Raw genomic sequence first — 21,396 nt, 5'->3', positions numbered from 1 at the left:
ATGCAATGGAGCCATTATCGAACGCTGTCGCCAGATTCCACACCCATGATTGAACCTACGCTGAACTACGTACTGTGCCCTGGCGCCGCCTCTGCGGCGGGCCCCTTCGGTGGGGCGTTGGCCAGCCCGCCAGCGCAGCACCGCATGGCGTACTGGGAGTGGAACGGCACCGGCAATCCGGCCCATCCGCATGTGGTGGTGTGCGTGCACGGCCTCTCGCGCCAGGGGCGTGATTTCGACACCCTGGCGCGCACGCTGGGTCGCCACGCCCGGGTCATCTGCCCCGATGTGGTGGGCCGCGGCCAGAGCGACTGGCTGGCCGACCCCGCCGGCTACCAGATTCCCCAATACGTGGCCGACATGCTGGCTTTGCTGGGCCAACTGCAGCGCCAGGCCCCGGTGCAGACGCTGGACTGGGTGGGCACTAGCATGGGCGGGCTGATCGGCATGGCCCTGTGTGGCCAGCCGGGGCTGGGCGTGCCCGATGAACCCCAAGAACCTCGCCCATCCGCTGCAACGTCTGCCGCTGCCGTGGGCAGCCTGTGGCCGCTGGCCGTGCCGGTGCGCCGGCTGGTGCTCAACGATGTGGGGCCCGCCATCGAATGGCTGGCCCTGCAGCGCATCGGCCAGTATCTGGGCGCGCCGGTGCGCTTTGATTCGCTGCAGCAGGCGGCCGATGCCATGTGGGCCATTTCGTCGAGCTTTGGCCCGCACACCCCCGAGCAATGGCTGGAACTGTCGCGGCCCATGGTGCGGGCCTTGCCGGGTGGCGGCCTGGCGCTGCATTACGACCCCGCCATCGCGCAGGCTTTTGGGGCCATGACACCCGAGGCCTCTGCTGCAGGTGCGCTGCAGCTGTGGCAGCTCTATGACCGCATCCAGGCGCGCACGCTGCTGCTGCGCGGCACGCAGTCCGACTTGCTGGCGCCAGAAACCGCCCAGGCCATGACGCGCCGTGGGCCGAGGGCAAAACTCGTGGAGTTCGAGGGCGTGGGGCATGCGCCCACCTTGATGGCGCAAGACCAGGTGACGGCCGTGATGGACTTTTTGCTGGCCCCCCAAGAAACGGTGACTGCATGAAAACGCACTCTCCGTCGGCGGCGGTGCATGCGCCTATGGCTGATACATTGCCGCAACTTATTGCCGCAACGGCCCACACATTGCCTGAGCAGGTCAATGCCCTGGCGCGCGCGCGCGCCTTTGCCGAGCCCCTCATGGTGGGCGAGACGCTCGATTCCGGTGAGAACACCCTGGCCCATGCCGACGCCGTGGCCGCCATCCTCAAAGCCATTGGGGGGTCAGAGGCCATGCAGGCAGCCAGCTACCTGGTGTATGCCTGCGGGCACCTGACCAAGCCCCACGAGGTGATCGCCAAGGCCTTTGGCGACAACTTTGCGGCCCTGGCGGTGGAGACCACCAATCTGATGCGCGTGCAGCGGCAGGCGCGTGGCGCCCAGCAGGTGGACGACCCGGCGGTGCAGACCGAGAACGTGCGCAAAATGCTGCTGGCCTTTTCGCGCGACCTGCGGGTGGTGATGTTGCGCCTGGCGTCGCGTCTGCAGACGCTGCGCTTTCATGCGGCCAGCAAAACCCCGGTGTCGCCCAGCCTGGCGCGCGAATCGCTGCAGGTGTTTGCCCCGCTGGCCAACCGGCTGGGCATCTGGCAGGTGAAATGGGAGCTGGAGGACCTGTCGTTCCGCTTTCTGGAGCCCGAGACCTACAAGGAGGTTGCCCGCCTGCTCGACGAAAAGCGCGGCGAGCGCGAGGTTTATATGGAGCAGCTGCGCGCGCGGCTGGAGTCCGACCTGCGCGCGCGCAGCATCAGCGCCAGCGTGCAGGGGCGGCCCAAGCACATCTACAGCATCGTCAAGAAGATGCGCGGCAAGTCGCTCAACTTCGATCAGGTGCTGGATATCCGGGCCTTGCGCGTGGTGGTGCCGTCGGTCAAGGACTGCTATGCAGCCCTGAGCTGGGTGCACGAGCAGTTCACGCCTATCGTGGAGGAGTTCGATGACTACATCGCGCGCCCCAAGCCCAATGGCTACCAGTCGCTGCACACCATCGTGCGCGACGCCGCCGGCAAACCTATCGAAATCCAGATCCGCACCCAGGCCATGCACGACCATGCCGAGCACGGTGTGGCGGCGCACTGGGCCTACAAAGAGGCGGGCAGCAAGGGCTATGCGGGCGTGTCGGCCAGCGGCGAATACGACGCCAAGATCGCGGTGCTGCGCCAGTTGCTGGCGTGGGAGCGCGATCTGGCCGGCACCGTGCAGAACCGCGGCCTGTTCGAAGATCGCATCTACGTGCTGACCCCCGAGGCCGCCGTGGTGGACCTGCCCCAGGGCGCCACCCCCGTGGACTTTGCCTACAGCGTGCACACCAGCCTGGGCCACCGCTGCCGCGGCGCAAAGGTCGACGGCGTGATGGTGCCGCTCAACACACCGCTGCAGAACGGCCAGACCGTGGAGATCGTCACCGTCAAGGAAGGCCGCCCCTCGCGCGACTGGCTCAATGCCGAATTGGGCTACCTCATCAGCAACCGGGCCAAGGCCAAGGTGCGCGCCTGGTTCAACGCCCAGGTCACCCACGAAACGGTGGCCCGGGGTCGCGAGGCGGTTGAAAAACTGCTGCAGCGCGAAGGCAAGACGGCCATGAAGCTGGACGACCTGGCGGTGCAGCTGGGGTTCAAGTCGGCCGACGCGCTGTTCGAGGTGGTGGGCAAGGACGAGTTTTCACTGCGCAGCATCGAAACCCTTCTGCGCCCACCCGAGCCGGTGCTGCAACCCGACGATTACCTGCTGCTGAAAAAGACCCGCACCAACGAATCTGCCCCCAAGGGCGGCGTGCTGGTGGTGGGGATCGACTCGCTCATGACGCAACTGGCCAAGTGCTGCAAACCGGCGCCGCCCGACAATATCCGTGGCTTTGTCACCCGGGGCAAGGGCGTGAGCGTGCACCGCGCAGACTGCAGCAACTTCCGGGAGATGGCGGCGCGCAGCAGCGAACGGGTGATCGAAGTGGAATGGGGCACGCCCAAATCCGCGGCGGGTGCAGCCGTGTATCCCGTCGACGTGGCGGTGGAGGCCGCCGACCGTCAGGGTTTGTTGCGCGATATCTCGGAAGTGTTTGCGCGGGAGAAAACCAACGTCATCGGTGTGCAGACCCAGTCGGTCAAGGGCACGGCATGGATGACCTTCACCGTGGAAGTCGCCGACTCCGGCCGCCTCAACAAGGTGCTCGCGATTGTCGCCAGCGTGGCGGGCGTGCGCTCGGCGCGGCGACGCTGACCGACTGTGCTGCCACTCAGGCTGAAGGTTTCACCAATTTTTCGCAGGTGTCCAAAACCCGGTTTTTTACTGCTACAATCGCTCTCTCGAATACAAACAGGCGCGTAGCTCAGCTGGTTAGAGCACCACCTTGACATGGTGGGGGTCGTTGGTTCGAGTCCAATCGCGCCTACCAGTTTTCTGACCAAAAACTGAATGAAATCAAGGACTTAGCTGTAACGGCTAAGTCCTTTTTTCTTGGCCCGTTCGTTGAAAGAACGCGTAGAGCAACGTCATAACGCGTCATGTTGTCATAGCCTCGGACATAGTCGGGACCTTCTGCATGAAGAACACCTTCTGCACGCGCTTGGCGCCCGAGCCGTGCGCAGGGAAGCCCACGATAGCCTGGCGGTCGCGCTGCTGGCAGATGCCGCAGTTGAGGCAGTCGGTGTTGCCGGTGACCGCAGGGCACACCGTCACGAGGCGCCCGCCCGGTGTGCGCACGGGCGTGAGCTGGTCGGCAGGCAGCACGCACACCACTGGCCCCGTGCCCAGGGCGGCGTACGCATCAGCCTGCTCCAGCGTCTCGGCTGACCAGTTCACCGTGAAGCCCTGGTTGTTGGCCTCAGCCACGATGGCGCGGTTGGCCGCCGTGGGCTTGTGGTGGGTGTAAGTGAACCCACGACGCCCTTTGTTGGCGGCGATGATCTGGCGCACAGAGGCGTAGTGGATGCGCCCCGGCGCGCTCACCGGTAGGTCCCCAGCCTGGTTGTGCCTCCAGAGCTGATGTCGGGGCAGGGCGGCGACCTTGGCGCACATCTCATCGAGCGTGCCGCCGCGCTTGCCGCTGTTGACGGCCTTCCAGTGCAGGGCAAGCGGGCCGGACTCGGCGTAGCAGCCGTTGCCCTTGAAGCTGCAGGTGGGTGGGCAGCTGTCGGCGCTGGTGGTGGTCACAGGGATCGGGCCACATTTCGCATTACCGCTCACTCGCGTGAAGTGGTAGGTGTGTTCCATTTGTAGGTCCAGAAAGCAGAAAACCCGCCGAGTGGCGGGTTTCTTGGTGGTTGGCTCAATCAGCGTGCGCTGGTCGGGTGGTACTGTTTCTTGGCGGCGAGATATGCCGCGTGCGCTTCGAGGGGTGTGTCGAACACCCCGAGGTAGATACGCTTTCCGTCGGCGAGGATCTCAGCCTGGAACTTGGTGTGGTTCTTCGAGACACCACGCAGCCCGAGCCGGTTGTGTTTCCTGGCTTGGCGCTGGTTGTGCATATTCTCGACCGAGGTCACTTCGCGGAGGTTGGATATACGGTTGTTGCTCTTTACTTCATCCCAGTGGTCGACCTGCCCCGCAGGCCACCGGCCGAAGTGCAGCAGCCAAGCCACCCGATGCCCAAAGTAATACTTGCCGTCCAGCCCTACGTAGACGTAGCCCTTCTTGTCGAGGTACCCCGCGACGCCGCCTTGCAGGGCGCGAGGGCCGGCCCTGACCTTCCAAGTCAACAGCCCTGTGGTTGGGTCATAGCAAAGCAGCTCTCGGGCGCGCTCGAGTGTCAGAGCGCTCATTCCGTCACCCGCTTGTCGCTGAGGTGCCCCTCGAACACCGCCAGCACGAAGTAGTCGGACCAGAAGTCTGGGTCGCCGTAACCCTCGTCGTCTGGAGAGGCGTCGCATTGATACGCTTCGCGCTGCGCGGCGATCTGGGCCGTTTCAACGCTGCCCGCCATGACGTGCGCCATGTAGGTGTCCTGGCCGTATGGGTCAGCAATCCAGTCCGGGCGCAGCACCAGGACGGTGTACCGGCCATGTACAACCTCCGTGGCCGCCTGCAGCGCACGCACATGTTCGAGCGCATCCTCGTGGGTCATCGACTCGCTGCCGTTGTCGATCACGGCGCGGAGCTCTTCGTAGAGTTGGTCGGTGGTTTTCATTCCAGCTCCTCCGGCACGTTGAAATACTGCCCGCACGCTGTGCAGAACAGGCGCACGTTGCCCATGGGATCATCGCTGTACATCTGCTCTGCGTAGCTCGCGCCGTAGTCCCAGGCACCGCCTTCTTTCGAGACGGGCGTGTACTCGATCTGGTCTCTGGCGAGCACCAGGTCGTGGCTGCCGCAGGGGCAGACGCCGTCAGGCGGGAGGTCGATTTTGGTATCGGTCATGTCGTCACCCCGACGCTCTCCAGCACGCCGTCCTTGAGCGTGTAGTTCACCGGCTCGTCGCTCTCCACGGCGCGGCAGTCCGTGCAGGACAGCCAGCGGTTGAACAGGTCCTTGGCATTGGCCAGGGCTTCGGCTTCCGTGGCGAAGGCCAGAGCGTTCTGGTGGAACGTCTGGCCGCCGTCGGTGCTCACAGATGGTTTGAAGCTCATGATTTCTTCCTCACGTTGTTAGCAAATTGCGCCAGGTAGCCCGGCGAGTGGTGCGCATAGTTCTGGACCATGCGCTCGTCTTCCCAGCCGCCCAGCTTCTGCAGTACGTCACGGGGTGTGCCGTTCTGCAGGTGCCAGGTGGCCCAGGTGTGCCGAAGGCCGTGCCAGGTAAAGCCCTGGTACAGGCCATCGACGGTCTGGCCCACCCCGGCGCGCACGCACGCCGCTTGAAAGGCCGTCTTGATCTCTTTGATGGGCTTGCCACGGAACGTGAACACCCAGACCTCGTGCTTGCCCAGCTCGGCCTTCAGCACCTCAATGGCGCGGTCGTTGAGCGGGATGCCCAGGGCGTGGCGGGCCTTCATGTCCGGGGCCTCGATCCAGACCACAGCGCGCTCAATGCTCACGCGGTCCCAGGTCAGGCCCAGGACGTTGGCCTGCCGAAGCCCGGTCTCGATGGCGAAGGTGGCCATCATTCGCTGGTGCTGGGGCAGCTGCACATACAGCTTGCCCCACTGCTCCGGGGTGATCCACTCGCGGGGCTTTGCCTGCACGTCGCGCACCGGCAGCTTGGGCACGTCGCGCAGCCAGCCCTCGGCTTGGGCCGCATGCAGGATGGCCGCGATAGTATTGCGGTAGCGGTTGAACGTGGCGGGTGTGCGGCAGAAGGCCAGCGCGGCGACGATGCTCTCGCGGGTCACGTCCTGCAGCGCGCGGTCCTTGTAGTTGCGGCCGAACTTGGCCAGGCTCAGCAGATCAGATTCGGAGCGATCCGCCAGCTTGCACCAGTGGACGACGGCGTCGCCCCAGGTCTTGCCTTTCAGCTTGGGGGCAGACCAGAGGCCCGCTTTGATCTCGTCGTGGATGCGCTGCGCTTCGAGGCGATCAGCCGTTCCAGTTGATCGACGTACCCGTGGGTGACCCGGGACGGAAATGTTGACCGACCAGATGTCGGTTCCAGCTTGCTTATAGAGGGGCATAGGGGCTCCTGGTACTGGGCCCGCATGTAGGCCACCAGGTCGGCCTCCAGGAAAGCCCACTCTTTACCAATCTTTGCGCCGGGAATGACCCGCGCTCGCGCACGCGCTGCCAGCGTGTTCTTGTGAACACGCAGCAGGGCGGCGGCCTCGATGAGGCCAAGCGAGCGCGGTGCGGTCATTACACGTTCGCGTTCAGCCAGGCCAGCAGGCCCGCCTTGTCAGTCGGGACGTCGACTTCGTGGGTCTCGATGTCCGCGCGCTTGAAGCCGTCAGCGTTGAGCTGTTTGCGGCGCGAGGCCGCGTCGGCCTGTGAACCGACCCAGTGGGTCTCAGTGTCGGGGGTGGTAGAGCCGGGGTTGCCTGTGGCAGCAATCTTGTAGAGCTTCATGCGGATGCTTCCTGGATGGCGGGCTGGAATTGGACGTACACGGCGCGCAGGCGGGCCATGAGTTCGTCGGGGGTGAGCTGGGGGTCGAGGGCGACCATCTCGGACAGGACCTCGTTGTCCTCGCGGCCGTCCCATTCCTTGATGTAGCTGCCGTCCTTGTAGCCGTGCGCCTGGCGGAACAGGTTCAGGACGTTCTTGGCGATGTAGCTCTTGTGCAGGTCATCCCAGGTCATGTCTGCGCGGGCCAGCAGCAGGGTGAATGCTGTCAGGTGGACGTCGCCAAAGGCAGCGGCCCCGATCAGGACGTGCAGCAAGTCGCGGGCGGCAAGCTCGCGCAGGTCCACCGTGCCGGCCGACGCCGTGATGGCGTAGGTAGGCTGGCGGGATGCGGCGCGCAGGTTTGCCGCCGCTTCGTGCGGATCGCCTTCGGTGTGGACCAGTTCGTTGGACAGGATGAAGTGCCAGATGTCCACCAGCTCCAGCCGGAACTGGCTCTCATCCGCAACGGGCTTGGCCTTCCACCACTTCCAGCCAAGGTGGTCGAGGGCTTCGACGGCCTCGACCATGACGGCCCGGGTCCAGTTGTATTTGGCGCGCACCCAGTCAGGGTTCACAGTGGCGTTCATCTTGTGCTGCAGCGCAAGCTGCTCAAGAAGCTGAATGTTGGAGAGCACGGATCTGTTCCTCTTTGGTGTGGTTGCGCCTGGGCAGGGGCGCCCAGGCAACGGCGTCATCGCCCCACGTTCCGATGACGCAAACGCCACCTTGGGTGAGGATGAGACTCTTGGCGCCGGGTACGGCGGGCTCATCACCCGCCGCCGGGTACCGGTAGACAGCGTCACCGGCGATGTATGGCAATTCGTTCATCTGGCTGAATTCAGCAGTTGCTTTGCTGCCTTGACCGTCAGCTCAATGGCGCGGTCGTAGTTCTTGGGCGACACGCTCATGGTGAGGTGGCGTACTTTGTCGCCGAGCCGCAGCTCGTAGACCTGGTGTGTGCGTTGGCGCAGGAGCGCGATCTGCAGTCCGGGGATCTCGTCCTTGAGCCGCTTGATGATGGTCCTGCAGTGCTTCATGACATGTCTTGCGGCAGGCGATGGGACATGTAGGTCGGGAACCGCGGTAAGTCTTTGACGCCGTGTGTCATGTGCTTGAACTTGACGACGTGGCCGATGATTTCCTTCTGGTTCTTGAAGTAATACTCGGCCTCATTCACGGTCATCTCGCCGCTGCCCACGGTGATTGGCAGGCCCTTGGCAAACAGCAGCTTGCCGGTGAAGGGGTCGTGGAAGTCGGCCAGCAGCACGCCCTGGATCGAGCCAATCTGGCCGTTGTTCACCATGCCAGCCTTGGCCGACGAGCGCTCGGTGCGGCCCAGCGCGTTGGTCTTGGCTTCATTGGTATTGACCTCGCCCTCGCTCACGCCGGTGACGAGGATCTCAGCGTCGGCCCAGGGCTTGACGCGCCACAGTTCCTGGCCCTTCTGCGTGGCCCGGCCAGACTTGTAGGGCGCGTTTGGGTTGCGGATGATGGTGCCTTCGTAGCCCGCAGCGAAGAACTCGCTGATGTTGTGTTCGAGGTGCTTGGTGTTGTCCACCACGTACATCGGCACGAGCTTGACGCGCTCGTCGTGCAGCTGGTCGACATGCCGGGCCAGGAGCCGGTAGCGTTCTTCGTAAGGGAGGTTTACCGTCACGCTGAGCACCAGGTCAAACACGTTCCACTGCAGGTCGGGCATGGCGTCCACGCCCTTGAACCGACCCATCGCGCCCGTGGTCAGGCTGCACAGGCGATCGGTGCAGTTTGGTTTGGAGCCCAGAATCATCTCGCCGTCCAGCCCCAGGTATTGGTCGCCGCTGAAACGTTCGGTGATGCCGAAGCCATCGAACTCTTTGAGGCTGCGCCCCGTGAGCGTGCCCCGAAGATTCAAGGCACGTACGCCGTCGATCTTGGGTTGCACGATGCAGGGGAACTTGACTTGGTCGAGGATTGCGTCTTCGGCGAGCTGGGGCTTGATGGTCATTTCTTGCGGGCTTTCTTGGCGGGTGGGGCAGGTTGGTGGGAGCGCACGATGAGCTGCAGCGTCTTGACCGCCACGGCATCACCACTGAGGGCCAGGTTGTAGATACGGGCCTGCGCGGCGACAGCGCTCGACGCGGGGTGGTCCGTCGGCAGGGCTTCTAGCGCCCAGCGGGCCTTGTCCATGTCATAGACAGGGCACAGGTTCCAGCCGAGAGCCGCCGCGTGGGCCGACTCTTGGTTCGTTAGAAGATCGAACATAGATGAAAGATTTTTGGTCCGAAGAAAGCCCGCCGAAGCGGGCCGTCGACTAGTTCTTTTTCTTTATCACGATGGACAGGTGAGGCAACTCGATGTTGATGTTGTCTCCGTCCTCCGTGATGTAGATACTCGGGCGGTCGAGGATCGCCTTGGGCTTGTAGTCGATGACCTCTTTGGGGTGCTTCCATGCCGGCAACTCCTTGTTCTTCCAGACGTAGGCCCAGCGGGCACGACCGGCGACGGTGTCGCTGCGTTCGTTGGCCACCCGACTGACTTTCCCCTTGCGAAAGAGGATGCCCAGGTAATCCGAGACGCGATTGGCCGACGGGGCGACGGCCCTGATCGACTGCATGTCAAACAGCTGGTTACAATCTAGCGGCTCGGTAGCGGTTCTTAGCACCGCCTCGATGGCGGGTAGAAGCTCGTTGTGGCCTTCAGGGGTCATGGTTTATTCACTCCTCTATCTTGATTTGCCGACGCCTCCTCTTCGTTCGAGTAGGGTCTGGCAGCGGATGCAGCGATGGTAGCCAAGGCCGACCCGTTCGGGCGGTATGGCTTCCCCGCATGCGCAGTCACCGTCGAAATCCGGCGGTGGGGTGTCTTTGATCCGGGCGCGGGCGATTCCGGCCTGAACCTCGGATTCTGCAAGCCGTTCGGCCTGCTCCACAAAGTTCTCATCCATGATGATGGACTTCTTTCAGTATTGTGTCAGCCAACTCTTTCCTCGACATGAGATGCCGAAGAAAATCTTTTGTGGCGAAGGGCTGGTCCCAGGATGTACCTGGGAGCCAGACCCCGCCGTCCTTGGACCCGACGATCACGCCGACAGAGCGACCCTCCCCGTGCCGTGAGCGCAGCCATTCTTGCTGCAGGTACGAGATCGCCGGGTTCTTTCCGGTGAGGAGGTCGATGGCGGTGTCTGGGCGCTTGGGCACCACGATGAATTTGTATTCGACCCAGAGGTCGCGCACACCGCTGTACCAGACATCGGCGATGCCGCCGACATAGGCGTTGTGGTTTTTCATGCGGTAAAGCCCGGCAGGCAGGTGCTTGTGCACACTGCTGATGAAGGTGTTCTCGGGTCCTTTGGGCATCAGTCAGCGCGCCCAGTGTCTTCCGACAGGAACGTGACGTCGATCTCAGCATCAGGGAACATGGCGCTCAGTTTGCGGCGCAGCGTACATGCGGCGCAGGGGCAGTCGTAAGGCCCGGCTGGCATGGCCGCCTTGGCGGCTTCAGCCGCTTCGGCCGCTTCGATCGCGTCACGCAGCATCGCGCCGAAGTCGAGGGGCTTCTTGGTGTTTGCTGCTTCTGCGCTGTCCTTCAGCGTTTCATTCAGCTTCGCGTCGAAGTCGAACGGTTTTTGGGCGGGGGCCGGCTTCACTCCGTTCTGCTCAAACTCGATCAGCATGTCGATGACGTGCTTGGCCTTTTCCAGATCCTGGATGCCGCCCTTCTCACGGAAGCGGGTCACGTACTTGATGATGGTGTGCTGGCATGCGTCCAGCTCATTCGCCATGCTGTACTGCATCGGTTGGATGGGCATGTTTTTGTAGTGGTTGCCGCCAATCTGGGTGTCGAGTGCGCTCATGTCTTTGCTTTCGGTTTGAAGGGGTTGTTGGTTGCAGCGGCCTTGCCGAAGATACCCGTGTGGATGGCGTGCAGGACCTGGGCCTGATGGACAGCGTCGGCCAGGGCGTTGTGCTTCACGCCGGCGGACGGAACGGTTTGGGCAAGGGCTTTGGCCCCGGGCAGTTTCTTGTAGGTGCGGAAGCAGTTGCTGGCCCAGAACTTCCAGGGGATTTCCATCTGGATCTGCGCATATGCGTGGGCCAGCATGGGGATGTCGAAGTCAGCGCCGTTACTCCAGACTTCGTAGTCGTCAGTGCCGACCCAGTCGCTGAAATCTTCGAGTGCCTGCGGCAGGGTGGTCTTGTCTTCATGGAACACAGACTGGGCAGCAATGTCTTGCTTGAGCCACCACAGCAGCGTGTCTTCCTGAATATGACGGCCGAGTTCCTGGTTGCTGTCGATGGAAATCGATGCGTAGAAGCCCTGGTCGTCGATCTTGCCGGAAGTCAGGTCGAACTTCACGGCACCGAGGCTGAGAATCACGGCATCCGCGCGGGTGCCGAGTGTCTCCAAATCAATCATGATGTGCTTCATGTCTGCGCGGTCCAATCATCTAGGTGTAAAAAACCCTGCGCCTTTCGGCGCAGGGAAGGGCACTGCGAAGTACCGAATCAGGCAGTTGCGGCTTCGGCCGCAGGCTCGAGGGCGGCCAGCTGGGCGTTGATCTTGGCGCGGCCCTTGTCGGCAGCGGCAGTGGCCTTTTCCAGCTTCTTACCGGCAGCGTCCACGGCCTTCTGTGCGACGGCGATGGCCTTGTCGGCTTCCTTCTTGGCGGCTGCCAGGGCCTTCTCCGCAGCCTTGTGGTCCGACACGAACTTGCCGTGCTCGGCGTTCACGACGCCCAGGGCGGCCTTGAGGTTGGTCTTGGCGTCCTTGAGTTCAGCTTTGGACAGGGTCTTGATTGCTTTAGCCATGGTGGTATTTCTCCTTGAGTTGGCGATTGAATGAAACTTCGTTGAGCCGGACGGCTCGGGAAACCAGCCGGTCGATCAGCGACCTCCGGCGCAAAGTGCTGCTCTCAAGATCGAGAGCGGCAATTACTTCTTCCAGCGTCAGCTCGCCGATGACAGCCTTCAAGCTCGGGTACGAAGCCAGAGCGCGGTCCAGATACCATTTGCGAACTGCCACGGGTGCTCCTTAGCGGCGGCCAGCCACTGCAGGCTTGCGCGCTGCAGGGCGGGCGGGTGCGCGCGCAGGTTTGGCGGCTTCCTGGCCGAAACCGGAGACGTCGGGCTCGACCATCAGCAGCTCCTTGGCCTCGCCCTGGCGTGCGAAATGCACGGCCACGTTCTCGTTCGGGCGGGGGTCGCCGAACGTGAGCGACGCATAGGTCTCGTTGGGGTTGAAGTCCACCGAGGCGACCACGGCAATGGGCGGCATCTGGAACGTGCGGGCCACGGAGCCGACGAAGCCGTCGAAGCCCTTGAGCGCAGTAGGCGAGACCTGCAGCAGCCACAGCGGGGTGTCTGCGTCGGCGTCGGGCGGCAGCACGGCCAGCACGCGACCGTTCTTGCAGGCCTTGCCCTTGCCAGACGAACCGAACTGGTTCATGGGGCAGCTGGCGCAGTCGTCGCTCTGCTTGATCGGGCTGTTGTCGCTGGGCGTCATCTGCTTGGGCTCGGGATGGATGGCGAAACAGGCGGGCGGGGTGATGTTGTTCGGATCGTACGTTCCTTCGTAGAACGTATTGCGAGAAACGAAATCAACAATCACCAAATCCAGCGGGCCTTCGACTTTGGAGCCGTCGGGCAGCTGGAATTTCTTGTCCTGCGTGATGCGGATGTTGATGCCCGAAGGAGGGGCGATCTTGCCGGCCATGGCGGCGACCTGGGCCTTGAGTTGCTCCTGGATGGAGACAACAGCGGAGCTGACGGGTTTCTTGACTGCAACGGCAGTGCTGGGGGTTTTCTTGGCGGTGGCCATAGGTACTTTCAGTGGTGGGGTTAGGACAGGGCGCGCAGATTTAAGCGCTTCTTGGTGAACGGCTGGGTGCCGGGGACGACGCCCTTGAGCTCGACCATTTCGCGCCACGCAGGGTCGGAGACGCGGCGTTGCAGGAGGTGACCGTTCTTGGTCTTGTAGACCCAGGCCAGGAACGCGTCCCAGTCTTCGACGTTGGCGACTGTGGACGTGCTGATGGAGACGCCGGCGGCCTTGCCGGTCATCTTGTCGATGCCGTTGGCCTCCATGTCTTCCATGAGCTTGGACTCGATGTCAGCCAGCTGACCATCGAGATCTTTGATCGATGCTTCGAGCTTGCGCTTCTTCTCGCGCAGCTCCCACATCGAGTCGATCATGGCGCCGGGCGTGGCTTTCACCGGCTTCTTTGCTTTGGGGCTTACAGTGGCTGTAGGCATTTCGTCCTCTTTGGTGGTGTGAATCATATCACTGATCTAAGATAGATAAAAGATCAATGTTCGAGCGAAAGCTCTTCTTCGTCGTCTTCCTCGACGAGCTCTTCTTCGCAATGGCCCAGGATGTACTCGGCGATAGCCTCATCGCTGGTCAGGTAGTCGTGTTCTTCTTCGAGCAAGATGTAGAGGTCGTGCATGAGGTCGCGGACGAACTCGGCAAAGGTCTCCTCGAGCTTGTCGAAAACGTACCCTTCTTCGTACGCTATGTTCCAAGCGGCATGTAGCAAGGGGTCCTCATCGTCGTCGTGCGGGTTGTCGAGGCACAGCTCGCTGGAGAACGAGACACAGTTTGCGTGGTAGTAGCGGCCTTCATGGGACCAGGCCAGTGTAAGGCCCTCATCGGTCTTCTGGTACAACGTAACCAGATCGGGGCGCTTCATAGCCTCGAAGAATTTGATCCAGTTGTTGACTCTGCCGTCGAAGCATGCGCCGTCGCCCTGGCTCCAGAAGCCGGAGAAATAGATCGAATGGCGCTGAGCCTGTTTGCCGCCCACGGTCCTGATGGTGTGGGTGTCGACCTCGATGCCCTTTTCGGCGCAGTCCTCGACGAACATCTCGTAGACACTGTCCCACCATTCATCGAAGACGTTGATGTCGCGGTGTTTCTCGAGCAGGGCGTCACGGCGCTCTTTGCTAAGCGCCAGCCACCGGGGGTCTTCGAGTGCGGTCATGGGGGTTCCTTTACTACACTATTAAGGCTACTTACTGTAATTTTCCGCGAATCCGCCTTCAGCAGCGAGCGGGATTTCTGGGCACCACCACAGCGGAGTCGTCATGCACTTCTCCATGAAGGCGTAGCACTTGGCTGCGTCCTTCGTCTTTGGGTGCGTGACGGCTTCGTCGTGTGTCGTCATCACGACGGGGTACTTCGTGTCGATCATCAGCATCTGCTCTGCGACGATGATGCGGGCCAGGGCCTGCACCAAGTTTTCGCACAGCAGGCCGCCGTAGATCTTTTTGCGGATGTCGCCTGACTGGTAGCTCCACTCGTCCCAGCCTTTTTCGCCCTTGGCCATGCGCAGGTCGGGGTACTTGAGACACATGCCGTTGGGCAGGCGGATGTACTCGAAGCCGATCTCCAGACACTTGTACTGGATGGGCTCGAGGTCCGGGTTGGACATGTGTTCGATGAAGTCCTTGCTGCGATCCCAGCCCTGTTTGATGGCGTAATACTTGCGCCGGTAAGTGTTGACGATGTGCTGGCACTGGTCGATGGACAGCGCGATCTTGGGGCCGCCCAGGGCACCCTTGGCCAGAGTCATCTGGAGCTTCGGTGCGCCCATCTGATAGCCCAACCCGAGAACGCAGTTATGGACGATGACGGGGCCGTCATCGGTCATGACTGTGAAGCGACTACGAGGTCCGGCGTTTGCGAGATCGTAGACGTGCGTTCTCGTCTTCGAGTTCGCGGATGCGCCGCTCCAGGTTTTCGACCTTGCGCTTGTTGCCAGTGTTGACAGACTTGGTTGCAAACCGGACATTGCCGGGTCGGTAGCTGTCGTCGTTGTCGACCCTATCAAACTCCAGAGACGGGTCGTCCCAGCCAGGAAGCGTTTGCACGTACACCAAAAATGATGCTCGGTCGTTGCGCCAACCATCCCAGACGACAATGCCGCGTTCGCCATAGTGCTTATACGATGCGTTGCGCGGGTTGCTGCACCGACTGATAGCAGACGAAAGGCGGTTGAGTAGCCGCGCCCGGTGGTCGTCATCCGCCATGGCGTGCTTGTAGACCCGGTACCGTTTGACAGCGGAAGCGCGCTTGGCGCACACGTTGCAGCGCGTGGAACGGCCAGCACGTAGGTTGCCCGCGGCCACAGGGGACTCGTTGCCGCACGTACAGCGGCAAACAGGCCGGTGGCCTTCGAGCTTGCCATCGGCGCGGACATAGGGTTCCCAGCGCACGACGGTGAGTTCGCCAAAGATAGCGCCGACTGGAATAGGGAAGGGTTTGTACGGACCTCGCGCCACTCCTGCCACCCACGTGCCGTCAGAATTTCGTGGTCCCCGGTCGCACTCAGCCCCCGGTGCTTTTGTACTGGCTTGTACCCCTGGTAGATCAGTCCGTCGTGTTTTACCCATTCGAGGCCGTCCCATAGTAAATCCGTCGGTTTTACATCTGTTATAGATAAAAGACCACGGTTTGTGAATACGCGCGTGTCCCCAGCCAAGCAGACCTTGCCTACGTGGCGGTCGTTCTTATCTTCCTTCGTGATCTTGCGGCCGTAGATGTCTGTAGCGAACTCGCTGTACACGTCACGCTTGTCGCGGAACGCATCCAGAAGGTCGAACTGATCCCACAGCCACGCGTTCACGCGAGCTTCGATCTGGCCTGAGTCGGCCACAGCGATCTGGTGGCCCTTGTCGGCCAGGATGGACAGGCGCAGCTCACCACCACGGGTGAGGTTCTGCATGTTCATCTTGTTGTTGCCGCCCCAACGGCCTGTGTGGGCGCGATAGTACGCATAGCCCACAGGCAATGCCATACCGTTGGCGCCGGCCTTCAGGAAGCGCTCGGCCCGGGTAATATTGATCGTGGACTTGACCGCGATGCGCGTGTCGATCAGCTGCTGGAGCTTCTCGGACAGCTCAGCTGCTTCCAGGACGTCTTTGGGGTTGGCCGGGTCGAGGTGAGGGAAGTACCCCCACACCCGATCGGGCATGCTGACGAAGTCCAGGTCATCCTTGGCGAAGGCAAAGGCCCACTTGCTGTCGATGGCTTCCTCGCGCTCGGCCTGGTTTTTCTTCATCCAGGCGGGGCTCAGCTTGCGGGGCAGCTGATCGCGTGCAATGCCGAGGGCTTCGAACAGCGCAACGAAGCGCTCGTTGCTACCGACGACTTTCTTGACAATGCGCATGTCGCGCTCTTTGCCTTCGAGCTTCTTGTCTTTGCCGTCGAGGACATCGTCGTAGTCACGGGGGTTCAGCAAGTTCAGCAGCAGCTCTTCGCGGCGCGTGACCTCGCGTTCGTACTCGGTCTGGACGCGCGGGATGTCGATCTTCAGGACCGGAGCGCAGAACATGCGCGCCGTCATGTGGATCAGGTCCATCTCCTTGGCCGGGAACAGCGGGTGCATGGCGCAGAAGATGCGGAACGTTTCGTCGACGTCGTTGGCGCAGTACTCGGCGGAGCGCTTCCACAGGGGCTTGTTGGCGAAAAGCTCCTTGAAGCGCACGCCTTTCATGCCCTCGACGCCGCCGTCGATCTTGCCCTTGCCGCCGTAAAAGACCGACACGTCGTGCAGGCCTGCGCCAATTTCGTTGCTGTGCAGCCCCCGGGCCATGCCCAGGGTGCAGTAGTAGCGCTTGGGGAAGACACCGTAGTGGTGGCTCAGGATGAAGCCGTCGAACTGGATGTTGTGGCACAGCACGCTGTGCGTCTCCCAGTTGATCGCGGCCAGCTCGGCGGCGATCTTGCTGTGGGGCACCACCTTGGTCTTTTTGTTGCCGATCTTGATGCCGACCATCGACGCTTCAAAGCGCTCGTCGCGCACGTACTCGGACGTGGACAACTTGGAGAGCGTGTAGTCGGCGTCATAGAAAGTTTCGAAGTCAAGCGAGACCAGCCGGTCCCAGTCGACGTCTGCCGTCTCGATCTGCGGACGAGAAACGATCTTGACGGCAGCGGCGACCTTGGTCTGGGCCGTAGGTTTACGGACAGCGGATGCCCAACCCATCACGCAACCTCATTCAGCATGGCCCGCAGTCGGGTGATGCGCTCTTGGTGGTACTGCGCCATGGCAGCAGCGTACTCGGCGCTGCTTTGGGCCAGCAGGAGCTGGCGCTGGGCCTCCTCGAGCTCGACCTGGGCCAATGTGCGCGCGGAGGGCTTGCGGAAGATGTCAGAGAATTTCATAGCGTAGCGAACAGGTCGAGAAGGTTGGACATGCGGGCGTTCTTCTTCTGCAGGATCTCGTACACCCGCTCGTCAATCGTGCCGGGTGCGAGGACCGTGATGGTCTCGGTTTTCTGCGTCTGGCCCATGCGGTGCTGGCGCTTGGAGCCTTGCTCAAACAGCTCCAGGTCATAGGTCGGTGAGGCCCAGATCGTGGCCGTGCCGCGCGTGAGCGTGAGGCCGTGGGCTGCGGAGCGGGGGTGCGCGAACATGACTTGGTAGCGCCCTGCCTGGTAGGCAGTAACGAGGCGGTCGCGTTCATGTTCATTCACTGAGCCGTCAATGACGCAGAACTCAATGCCCCGCTTGTCGGCTTCGGCTGCTAGGGCATCGCGCTGATGCTTCCAGTGGAAGAACACCAGGCTGTGCTTGCGCTCTTCGACCAGGTCAAGCACCATCTTGTAGCGCCCGTCGTCGACAATGACGGGGTCCGGGCCTGTACCGTACACGGCACCTGAAGCGACCTGCAGCAGCTTGTTGGCCACCACGGCAGCGTTGACGGCGATGACAGATGGTTCCTTGCCTTTGAGCCAGAGCATCTGCGTCTGCTCCATCTGGTCGTAGGCCTTGCGCTGCTTGGCCGTCAGCTCGTAGCTCATCGTGTACCGGTGGTTGGCCGGGATGTCGACGCAGTCCTCGAACTTGTGGCGGATGACGATGTCGCTGAGCAGACCGAACACGGCCTCTTCCGCGCCGTCCTTGTCGTCCCAACGAATTGCTTTGTCGTTGCGGCCGACCTGGGTAGGCACGCACACGCTGTTGCGGAAGGCGAAGAACGACCGGCCCAGGCGGTGGCCGCCATCGAGCAGCATGACCTGGTGCCACACGTCCGTGATCGAGCGGCCGTTGGGCGTGCCGGTCATCGCTCGCTTGTATTTGAAGTAGCTGGCGATCTTGGCAACCGCTTTGCTGCGCAGACTGGTGGCGTGCTTGTAGGCGCTGGACTCATCAACAATGAGTGTGTCGAAGCGCTTGAAGAACGCCTTGGGCTGCTTGGCCAGCCACTTGACGGCGTCAGTGTTGGTGACATAGGCGTCGGCGTCCTGGTCGAATGTCGAGGCGCGCACGTCAGCCGTAGCCACCACGACTTTGAGTGCGGGGGCGAACTTCTTGAAGTCGGCCGCCCAGGTGCTGCGCAGCAGGGACTTTGGCGCGAGGATGAGAGCGCAGCCGGTCTTTTTCTTGCGCCGGCGCTCGAAGGCTTTGATGGCGACGAATGTCTTGCCAGTGCCGGGGTCGCTGGTGTCGAACACGACGTCAGTGGTGAGGTCGTGTTTGAGGGACTTGAGCTGATGTGCGAAGGCTTTGGTCATCTCACACCTACTTGACATTGCCCACCGTTCCAGGGGCCGTACTGGCACCATTGGCAGGTGAAGCGGGAAGGGTTGGCCGGCCAGGTGTCGCATGTCGTGAGTGCGTCACCGCGCTGGTGGAAGCGAGGCTTGAAGCGCAGGCCTTGGCTGCGCATGAACTTCTGAGAGGTAAGGTTCTCGCCTTCCTTCTGGTCCAGGTACCACAGCTCGGCAAACACAGTCTCGAGCTTGGGGTAGCGCAAGAACGTGACCAGCTGGTACAGCTGCAGCTGCTCGGCGTGCTTGACTTCGTTGCCGAACTTGCGCCCGGACTTGAAGTCGATGACGGTGGCTGTGCGCTCGTCGTGCATGACCATCGCGTCGAGCTTCAGGCGCAGCCAGGCGGGCACCCACGCGAAGACCTTCTTGCCGACCTTGATGATGTCGCCTTCGCGGCCACGCTCGGGCAGCTTACGGGCGGTGCCGGTGTGCTGCAGGTCGTCGGATTCGATCCAATCGCCGTTCCAGCCGCAGGGCTCCCAGTTGCGGTTCATGGCCCACTCGCCTTCCAGGCTTACGAGACCATCTTTGTGCATCGAACGAAGAAGTTCGATCTGAAAGCCAAAATATTTCTCGGCTTCTGGCGCGAGTTCGTTGTTCGTGCCGTTGATGTAGAGCTCGCAGGACGTGTGGATGCGCGTGCCGCGATCATTGGCGTGCTCCGACCGGCCGGGTGGTAACGGTCGTTCGGGCTCTGGGATCTTCTGGTCATGTTTGAGCCAGCAGAGGAACTTGCACTTCTCGAAGTCGCCGAGCTTGGAGTGTGACCAGCTTGAAATTGTCATGTTGTCTTCTTCATGTCGTCCAAAGATGAACGACTATACCTCAATGCGAATCGTGTCACCGAACGACGCGGTCTCGTTCGTCGTGCAGCACCACAGGGTGGGGAAGTCGGGTGGGGTGAAGTGGTGATCGCCATAAAGATCACTCAAATACACCAGGCACTCGGGCTTGAGGTTCTTCTCGGTCACGTAGTCGAATACCGGCTTGAACGCCGTGCCGCCACCGCCGTGCGGGGCGAACTTCATGTCGTCGTAGGGCGAGAAAACATCGACGTGGTTCACTTCGGCGTCGCAGTAGACGATGTGGACTTCGGACGGGCGTACAGCCTGCACGAGCGCGCGGATCTCGCCACCGAAGGTCTGCAGAGTCTTATCGTCGATGGAGCCGGATGTGTCGATACCGACCACAACGGGCCCCATGTTCTCGCTGTACAGGCCAGACAGATACAGACCGGCGCTGAGATAGCGGCGGTTGGGTCGGGCCCAGCTGTAATCGTCCTTGTTGGTCTGCGTGACGAACTGGCGCAGACGGTCGCGCCAGTCGACCTGGGGCCGGGTCGAGTCTTCGACGAAGCGCTGGAGTGAACCAGGCAATTTGCCTACAGCCTTGGCGGCTGCAACAGCCTGGATCGTGGCGATCTTCCACTCGGTGGCGTCGGCTGCGGTGCTGGAGGCGTCGCCGGGCATCATCTCGTCGAGTGGGCCCTGGCCGCTACTGCCGTCGCCTTCAGGGTCGTCGGGAAGCAGTGCGTAGACCTGGTCGGCGTGCATGCCCTTGTAGCGGGCATCGAGCAGCCAGCCCTCACCAATCTCGAAATTCGCGTCGGACAGGAGCTGGTTGATGACATAGTCGCCAGCGTAGTTCCATTTCTTCGGCTCGCGGCTGCCGCAGCGTGTGATGTGGTCGAACACACAGTGCATGACTTCGTGGGCCATCGCGCTTCGGCACAGTGTGTCGGTCAGGCCGAGCACGAAGTCAGGGTTGTAGAAGACATTCTTGCCGTCAACGGCGAGCGTCTTGATGCCGGCGCGCTCGACCAGACGGAGCCGCAGCGCCAGCATTCCGAAGAATGGTTGGCTGAGAATGAGTTGCGAGCGGGCGACAGTGAGCTTGTGGGCGGCTTGGGCGTTGGTAGTCATGATATGAGTGCTATAGCTGCGATAGCAGCGTGGAGTGATCTGAACGGGCCGGCGATGGGGTAGGCGCAGTTGTCTGTGTCGTCGTTGTGCCCGACGAGCTTGGCGACGAAGAAGCCGGGTACGAATGGGGTTTTGGCGACGACCACCGGGGCGTCATGCTCTACAGAAACCCCGTTCCACCAAAGAATCTCGTCGTCGTAGGCGTGCATCGCCCAGCCCTTGGGCAGGCTCTTCTTCATCTCAAACTCCCCAGGGGTTGGCGCCTATGAAGGTCGTCTTGTATGGGCGTTCAGGCACTGGGAGCGTTTCGACGCGCACTTCGACGGGCTCATGTCGCTCACGCGGCTTGGGCGGAATGCGTGGCCCGCGAGGGGCGATGCCCGTTCAATTTTTGTTGTCATTGCACTTCTTTCTGTCCAATGCGCCAAAATTCTCCATTCTTGCGCTTGGTTTTCATGTAGGTAACTGCCTTGTCCTCTGTAGAGAACACGGCAATGAGGGCACCATTGCGGCGCAAAAGGAATACGTCAGGTTGTTTCATGATTGGTTTTGTAGTCTTGCGAGGGCAGCTGTGATTTCCTCTTTCCCGATGCGAACACAAGGTCTTTCATCACCCCATGCGTCCTCTCCCGCCTCCACAAGATCGACCAACGCCTCCACCAGGCGCCGAATCAGCACATCGTCGCTCTTGCGCACTTCGGCTTCGACGGCATACCCAAATCCAAACAGTCGCCCCCATTGTGACTTGTAGCCTGTCAGTTGCTTCGCCCAAAGATTCATCATGTCGAGTTCACTCAGTGCCATGCTGGCCTCCTTGCCTGTGCTTGTTGATGTCATCCGGACACGGCTCACCATCCGGGAACTCGTAGGTGACCCGCAGTGGAAGTGGGAACACAGA

General features: G+C 61.9%; 31 protein-coding genes, 1 tRNA gene and 1 pseudogene. 3 read left to right on the top strand and 30 right to left on the bottom strand.

From position 1 onward, the window contains the following. The first annotated feature begins 45 nt into the window (after positions 1 to 45). The 3 genes from CCX87_RS11365 to CCX87_RS11355 all read left to right on the top strand — a co-directional run bounded on the left by CCX87_RS11365 (position 46) and on the right by CCX87_RS11355 (position 3,465). Complete coding sequence (locus CCX87_RS11365; protein ID WP_087746399.1) at positions 46 to 1,080, top strand: alpha/beta fold hydrolase; 1,035 nt, start codon at positions 46 to 48, stop codon at positions 1,078 to 1,080. Beyond that, entirely contained in the window at positions 1,077 to 3,290 is a 2,214-nt protein-coding gene (locus CCX87_RS11360; RefSeq protein ID WP_087746396.1) for a RelA/SpoT family protein, read from the top strand. Before CCX87_RS11365 ends, CCX87_RS11360 begins: the two co-directional genes overlap by 4 nt. Before the next feature lie 98 nt (positions 3,291 to 3,388). Further along, positions 3,389 to 3,465 (top strand) — tRNA-Val (locus CCX87_RS11355). Positions 3,466 to 3,572: 107 nt separating this feature from the next. Here CCX87_RS11355 and CCX87_RS11350 read toward each other — a convergent pair. The 30 genes and pseudogenes from CCX87_RS11350 to CCX87_RS11220 all read right to left on the bottom strand — a co-directional run bounded on the left by CCX87_RS11350 (position 3,573) and on the right by CCX87_RS11220 (position 21,302). Continuing rightward, positions 3,573 to 4,283: a DUF7227 family protein gene (locus tag CCX87_RS11350; protein WP_087746394.1), complete on the bottom strand. Its 711-nt coding sequence runs from the start codon at positions 4,281 to 4,283 to the stop codon at positions 3,573 to 3,575. 59 nt (positions 4,284 to 4,342) lie between these two features. Then, complete coding sequence (locus tag CCX87_RS11345) at positions 4,343 to 4,831, bottom strand: HNH endonuclease (protein ID WP_087746393.1); 489 nt, start codon at positions 4,829 to 4,831, stop codon at positions 4,343 to 4,345. Continuing rightward, positions 4,828 to 5,196 (bottom strand): hypothetical protein, encoded by a 369-nt coding sequence (locus CCX87_RS11340; protein ID WP_087746391.1) that lies wholly within the window; start codon positions 5,194 to 5,196, stop codon positions 4,828 to 4,830. The genes CCX87_RS11345 and CCX87_RS11340 overlap by 4 nt, the downstream gene beginning before the upstream one ends. Further along, a complete protein-coding gene (locus CCX87_RS11335) occupies positions 5,193 to 5,426 on the bottom strand; it encodes a hypothetical protein (protein WP_087746390.1) in 234 nt (77 codons plus the stop codon). The genes CCX87_RS11340 and CCX87_RS11335 overlap by 4 nt, the downstream gene beginning before the upstream one ends. Continuing rightward, a complete protein-coding gene (locus CCX87_RS11330; RefSeq protein ID WP_087746388.1) occupies positions 5,423 to 5,635 on the bottom strand; it encodes a hypothetical protein in 213 nt (70 codons plus the stop codon). The genes CCX87_RS11335 and CCX87_RS11330 overlap by 4 nt, the downstream gene beginning before the upstream one ends. Beyond that, on the bottom strand, positions 5,632 to 6,615 hold the full coding sequence (locus tag CCX87_RS11325) for a tyrosine-type recombinase/integrase (RefSeq protein WP_087746386.1): 984 nt from the start codon (positions 6,613 to 6,615) through the stop codon (positions 5,632 to 5,634). Before CCX87_RS11325 ends, CCX87_RS11330 begins: the two co-directional genes overlap by 4 nt. Before the next feature lie 26 nt (positions 6,616 to 6,641). Next, a pseudogene (locus CCX87_RS21655) lies at positions 6,642 to 6,794 on the bottom strand (helix-turn-helix domain-containing protein); the annotation flags it as partial. Next, the gene (locus tag CCX87_RS11315; protein ID WP_087746385.1) at positions 6,794 to 7,003 is read right to left on the bottom strand and encodes a hypothetical protein; all 210 of its coding nucleotides are present in this window, start codon (positions 7,001 to 7,003) and stop codon (positions 6,794 to 6,796) included. The pseudogene CCX87_RS21655 and the gene CCX87_RS11315, both read right to left, overlap by 1 nt. Beyond that, positions 7,000 to 7,677, bottom strand: coding sequence for a dUTP diphosphatase (locus CCX87_RS11310; protein ID WP_157667132.1), 678 nt, complete (start codon positions 7,675 to 7,677; stop codon positions 7,000 to 7,002). The genes CCX87_RS11315 and CCX87_RS11310 overlap by 4 nt, the downstream gene beginning before the upstream one ends. A gap of 189 nt (positions 7,678 to 7,866) precedes the next feature. Beyond that, positions 7,867 to 8,079, bottom strand: a complete 213-nt coding sequence (locus tag CCX87_RS11305) for a hypothetical protein (RefSeq protein WP_087746382.1) — start codon at positions 8,077 to 8,079, stop codon at positions 7,867 to 7,869. Beyond that, the gene (locus tag CCX87_RS11300; RefSeq protein ID WP_087746380.1) at positions 8,076 to 9,026 is read right to left on the bottom strand and encodes an ATP-dependent DNA ligase; all 951 of its coding nucleotides are present in this window, start codon (positions 9,024 to 9,026) and stop codon (positions 8,076 to 8,078) included. The genes CCX87_RS11305 and CCX87_RS11300 overlap by 4 nt, the downstream gene beginning before the upstream one ends. Continuing rightward, positions 9,023 to 9,283 carry a hypothetical protein gene (locus CCX87_RS11295; RefSeq protein ID WP_087746378.1) on the bottom strand — a complete coding sequence of 87 codons (261 nt, stop codon included), beginning with the start codon at positions 9,281 to 9,283 and terminating at the stop codon, positions 9,023 to 9,025. Before CCX87_RS11295 ends, CCX87_RS11300 begins: the two co-directional genes overlap by 4 nt. Positions 9,284 to 9,332: 49 nt before the next feature. After that, positions 9,333 to 9,635: a hypothetical protein gene (locus CCX87_RS11290; protein WP_143218383.1), complete on the bottom strand. Its 303-nt coding sequence runs from the start codon at positions 9,633 to 9,635 to the stop codon at positions 9,333 to 9,335. A 108-nt stretch (positions 9,636 to 9,743) separates the two neighbouring features. After that, positions 9,744 to 9,965: a TraR/DksA family transcriptional regulator gene (locus tag CCX87_RS20890; RefSeq protein ID WP_143218382.1), complete on the bottom strand. Its 222-nt coding sequence runs from the start codon at positions 9,963 to 9,965 to the stop codon at positions 9,744 to 9,746. Next, the gene (locus tag CCX87_RS11285; protein WP_087746374.1) at positions 9,958 to 10,377 is read right to left on the bottom strand and encodes a hypothetical protein; all 420 of its coding nucleotides are present in this window, start codon (positions 10,375 to 10,377) and stop codon (positions 9,958 to 9,960) included. The genes CCX87_RS20890 and CCX87_RS11285 overlap by 8 nt, the downstream gene beginning before the upstream one ends. Next, positions 10,377 to 10,874: a DUF3310 domain-containing protein gene (locus CCX87_RS11280; protein ID WP_087746370.1), complete on the bottom strand. Its 498-nt coding sequence runs from the start codon at positions 10,872 to 10,874 to the stop codon at positions 10,377 to 10,379. Before CCX87_RS11280 ends, CCX87_RS11285 begins: the two co-directional genes overlap by 1 nt. Beyond that, on the bottom strand, positions 10,871 to 11,437 hold the full coding sequence (locus CCX87_RS11275) for a 3'-5' exonuclease (protein WP_157667131.1): 567 nt from the start codon (positions 11,435 to 11,437) through the stop codon (positions 10,871 to 10,873). The genes CCX87_RS11280 and CCX87_RS11275 overlap by 4 nt, the downstream gene beginning before the upstream one ends. An 89-nt stretch (positions 11,438 to 11,526) precedes the next feature. Then, on the bottom strand, positions 11,527 to 11,829 hold the full coding sequence (locus CCX87_RS11270) for a hypothetical protein (RefSeq protein ID WP_087746364.1): 303 nt from the start codon (positions 11,827 to 11,829) through the stop codon (positions 11,527 to 11,529). Then, positions 11,822 to 12,043, bottom strand: coding sequence for a hypothetical protein (locus tag CCX87_RS20885; protein WP_143218381.1), 222 nt, complete (start codon positions 12,041 to 12,043; stop codon positions 11,822 to 11,824). Before CCX87_RS20885 ends, CCX87_RS11270 begins: the two co-directional genes overlap by 8 nt. A gap of 9 nt (positions 12,044 to 12,052) precedes the next feature. Beyond that, on the bottom strand, positions 12,053 to 12,838 hold the full coding sequence (locus CCX87_RS11265; protein ID WP_087746362.1) for a hypothetical protein: 786 nt from the start codon (positions 12,836 to 12,838) through the stop codon (positions 12,053 to 12,055). Positions 12,839 to 12,858: 20 nt separating this feature from the next. Beyond that, the gene (locus CCX87_RS11260; protein WP_143218380.1) at positions 12,859 to 13,272 is read right to left on the bottom strand and encodes a gp33 family protein; all 414 of its coding nucleotides are present in this window, start codon (positions 13,270 to 13,272) and stop codon (positions 12,859 to 12,861) included. Between the two features lie 53 nt (positions 13,273 to 13,325). Continuing rightward, the gene (locus tag CCX87_RS11255; RefSeq protein WP_087746359.1) at positions 13,326 to 14,000 is read right to left on the bottom strand and encodes a hypothetical protein; all 675 of its coding nucleotides are present in this window, start codon (positions 13,998 to 14,000) and stop codon (positions 13,326 to 13,328) included. A 27-nt stretch (positions 14,001 to 14,027) separates the two neighbouring features. Continuing rightward, a complete protein-coding gene (locus CCX87_RS11250) occupies positions 14,028 to 17,006 on the bottom strand; it encodes a DNA polymerase (protein WP_087746356.1) in 2,979 nt (992 codons plus the stop codon). Then, positions 17,006 to 17,185 carry a hypothetical protein gene (locus CCX87_RS11245; RefSeq protein ID WP_087746355.1) on the bottom strand — a complete coding sequence of 60 codons (180 nt, stop codon included), beginning with the start codon at positions 17,183 to 17,185 and terminating at the stop codon, positions 17,006 to 17,008. Before CCX87_RS11245 ends, CCX87_RS11250 begins: the two co-directional genes overlap by 1 nt. Next, positions 17,182 to 18,537 carry an SNF2-related protein gene (locus CCX87_RS11240; RefSeq protein ID WP_158211993.1) on the bottom strand — a complete coding sequence of 452 codons (1,356 nt, stop codon included), beginning with the start codon at positions 18,535 to 18,537 and terminating at the stop codon, positions 17,182 to 17,184. Before CCX87_RS11240 ends, CCX87_RS11245 begins: the two co-directional genes overlap by 4 nt. After that, positions 18,534 to 19,361, bottom strand: coding sequence for a PD-(D/E)XK nuclease family protein (locus CCX87_RS11235; protein ID WP_087748300.1), 828 nt, complete (start codon positions 19,359 to 19,361; stop codon positions 18,534 to 18,536). The genes CCX87_RS11240 and CCX87_RS11235 overlap by 4 nt, the downstream gene beginning before the upstream one ends. Before the next feature lie 33 nt (positions 19,362 to 19,394). Beyond that, complete coding sequence (locus CCX87_RS11230) at positions 19,395 to 20,498, bottom strand: vWA domain-containing protein (RefSeq protein WP_087746351.1); 1,104 nt, start codon at positions 20,496 to 20,498, stop codon at positions 19,395 to 19,397. Beyond that, positions 20,495 to 20,737: a hypothetical protein gene (locus CCX87_RS11225; RefSeq protein ID WP_087746349.1), complete on the bottom strand. Its 243-nt coding sequence runs from the start codon at positions 20,735 to 20,737 to the stop codon at positions 20,495 to 20,497. The genes CCX87_RS11230 and CCX87_RS11225 overlap by 4 nt, the downstream gene beginning before the upstream one ends. A 158-nt stretch (positions 20,738 to 20,895) precedes the next feature. Continuing rightward, positions 20,896 to 21,039 (bottom strand): hypothetical protein, encoded by a 144-nt coding sequence (locus CCX87_RS20880; protein ID WP_157667130.1) that lies wholly within the window; start codon positions 21,037 to 21,039, stop codon positions 20,896 to 20,898. Further along, positions 21,036 to 21,302 carry a hypothetical protein gene (locus CCX87_RS11220; RefSeq protein ID WP_087746348.1) on the bottom strand — a complete coding sequence of 89 codons (267 nt, stop codon included), beginning with the start codon at positions 21,300 to 21,302 and terminating at the stop codon, positions 21,036 to 21,038. The genes CCX87_RS20880 and CCX87_RS11220 overlap by 4 nt, the downstream gene beginning before the upstream one ends. Positions 21,303 to 21,396: the final 94 nt, after the last annotated feature.

This window comes from Acidovorax sp. T1 (assembly GCF_002176815.1).
Taxonomy (GTDB): domain Bacteria; phylum Pseudomonadota; class Gammaproteobacteria; order Burkholderiales; family Burkholderiaceae_C; genus Acidovorax.
This window is presented reverse-complemented; position numbering and strand designations above follow the sequence as displayed.

Coding starts and splice junctions, on each gene's coding strand:
- CCX87_RS11230 (WP_087746351.1), bottom strand. CDS start 20,498: ATGACTACCAACGCCCAAGCCGCCCACAAGCTCACTGTCGCCCGCTCG.
- CCX87_RS11360 (WP_087746396.1), top strand. CDS start 1,077: ATGAAAACGCACTCTCCGTCGGCGGCGGTGCATGCGCCTATGGCTGAT.
- CCX87_RS11240 (WP_158211993.1), bottom strand. CDS start 18,537: ATGACCAAAGCCTTCGCACATCAGCTCAAGTCCCTCAAACACGACCTC.
- CCX87_RS11220 (WP_087746348.1), bottom strand. CDS start 21,302: ATGGCACTGAGTGAACTCGACATGATGAATCTTTGGGCGAAGCAACTG.
- CCX87_RS11365 (WP_087746399.1), top strand. CDS start 46: ATGATTGAACCTACGCTGAACTACGTACTGTGCCCTGGCGCCGCCTCT.
- CCX87_RS11295 (WP_087746378.1), bottom strand. CDS start 9,283: ATGTTCGATCTTCTAACGAACCAAGAGTCGGCCCACGCGGCGGCTCTC.
- CCX87_RS11285 (WP_087746374.1), bottom strand. CDS start 10,377: ATGCCCAAAGGACCCGAGAACACCTTCATCAGCAGTGTGCACAAGCAC.
- CCX87_RS11245 (WP_087746355.1), bottom strand. CDS start 17,185: ATGAAATTCTCTGACATCTTCCGCAAGCCCTCCGCGCGCACATTGGCC.
- CCX87_RS11300 (WP_087746380.1), bottom strand. CDS start 9,026: ATGACCATCAAGCCCCAGCTCGCCGAAGACGCAATCCTCGACCAAGTC.
- CCX87_RS11325 (WP_087746386.1), bottom strand. CDS start 6,615: ATGCCCCTCTATAAGCAAGCTGGAACCGACATCTGGTCGGTCAACATT.
- CCX87_RS20890 (WP_143218382.1), bottom strand. CDS start 9,965: ATGGATGAGAACTTTGTGGAGCAGGCCGAACGGCTTGCAGAATCCGAG.
- CCX87_RS11250 (WP_087746356.1), bottom strand. CDS start 17,006: ATGGGTTGGGCATCCGCTGTCCGTAAACCTACGGCCCAGACCAAGGTC.
- CCX87_RS11335 (WP_087746390.1), bottom strand. CDS start 5,426: ATGACCGATACCAAAATCGACCTCCCGCCTGACGGCGTCTGCCCCTGC.
- CCX87_RS11235 (WP_087748300.1), bottom strand. CDS start 19,361: ATGACAATTTCAAGCTGGTCACACTCCAAGCTCGGCGACTTCGAGAAG.
- CCX87_RS11275 (WP_157667131.1), bottom strand. CDS start 11,437: ATGATTGATTTGGAGACACTCGGCACCCGCGCGGATGCCGTGATTCTC.
- CCX87_RS11305 (WP_087746382.1), bottom strand. CDS start 8,079: ATGAAGCACTGCAGGACCATCATCAAGCGGCTCAAGGACGAGATCCCC.
- CCX87_RS11270 (WP_087746364.1), bottom strand. CDS start 11,829: ATGGCTAAAGCAATCAAGACCCTGTCCAAAGCTGAACTCAAGGACGCC.
- CCX87_RS11265 (WP_087746362.1), bottom strand. CDS start 12,838: ATGGCCACCGCCAAGAAAACCCCCAGCACTGCCGTTGCAGTCAAGAAA.
- CCX87_RS11350 (WP_087746394.1), bottom strand. CDS start 4,283: ATGGAACACACCTACCACTTCACGCGAGTGAGCGGTAATGCGAAATGT.
- CCX87_RS11315 (WP_087746385.1), bottom strand. CDS start 7,003: ATGAAGCTCTACAAGATTGCTGCCACAGGCAACCCCGGCTCTACCACC.
- CCX87_RS11280 (WP_087746370.1), bottom strand. CDS start 10,874: ATGAGCGCACTCGACACCCAGATTGGCGGCAACCACTACAAAAACATG.
- CCX87_RS11345 (WP_087746393.1), bottom strand. CDS start 4,831: ATGAGCGCTCTGACACTCGAGCGCGCCCGAGAGCTGCTTTGCTATGAC.
- CCX87_RS11225 (WP_087746349.1), bottom strand. CDS start 20,737: ATGAAGAAGAGCCTGCCCAAGGGCTGGGCGATGCACGCCTACGACGAC.
- CCX87_RS11290 (WP_143218383.1), bottom strand. CDS start 9,635: ATGCAGTCGATCAGGGCCGTCGCCCCGTCGGCCAATCGCGTCTCGGAT.
- CCX87_RS20880 (WP_157667130.1), bottom strand. CDS start 21,039: ATGAAACAACCTGACGTATTCCTTTTGCGCCGCAATGGTGCCCTCATT.
- CCX87_RS11255 (WP_087746359.1), bottom strand. CDS start 14,000: ATGACCGCACTCGAAGACCCCCGGTGGCTGGCGCTTAGCAAAGAGCGC.
- CCX87_RS11340 (WP_087746391.1), bottom strand. CDS start 5,196: ATGAAAACCACCGACCAACTCTACGAAGAGCTCCGCGCCGTGATCGAC.
- CCX87_RS11260 (WP_143218380.1), bottom strand. CDS start 13,272: ATGCCTACAGCCACTGTAAGCCCCAAAGCAAAGAAGCCGGTGAAAGCC.
- CCX87_RS11330 (WP_087746388.1), bottom strand. CDS start 5,635: ATGAGCTTCAAACCATCTGTGAGCACCGACGGCGGCCAGACGTTCCAC.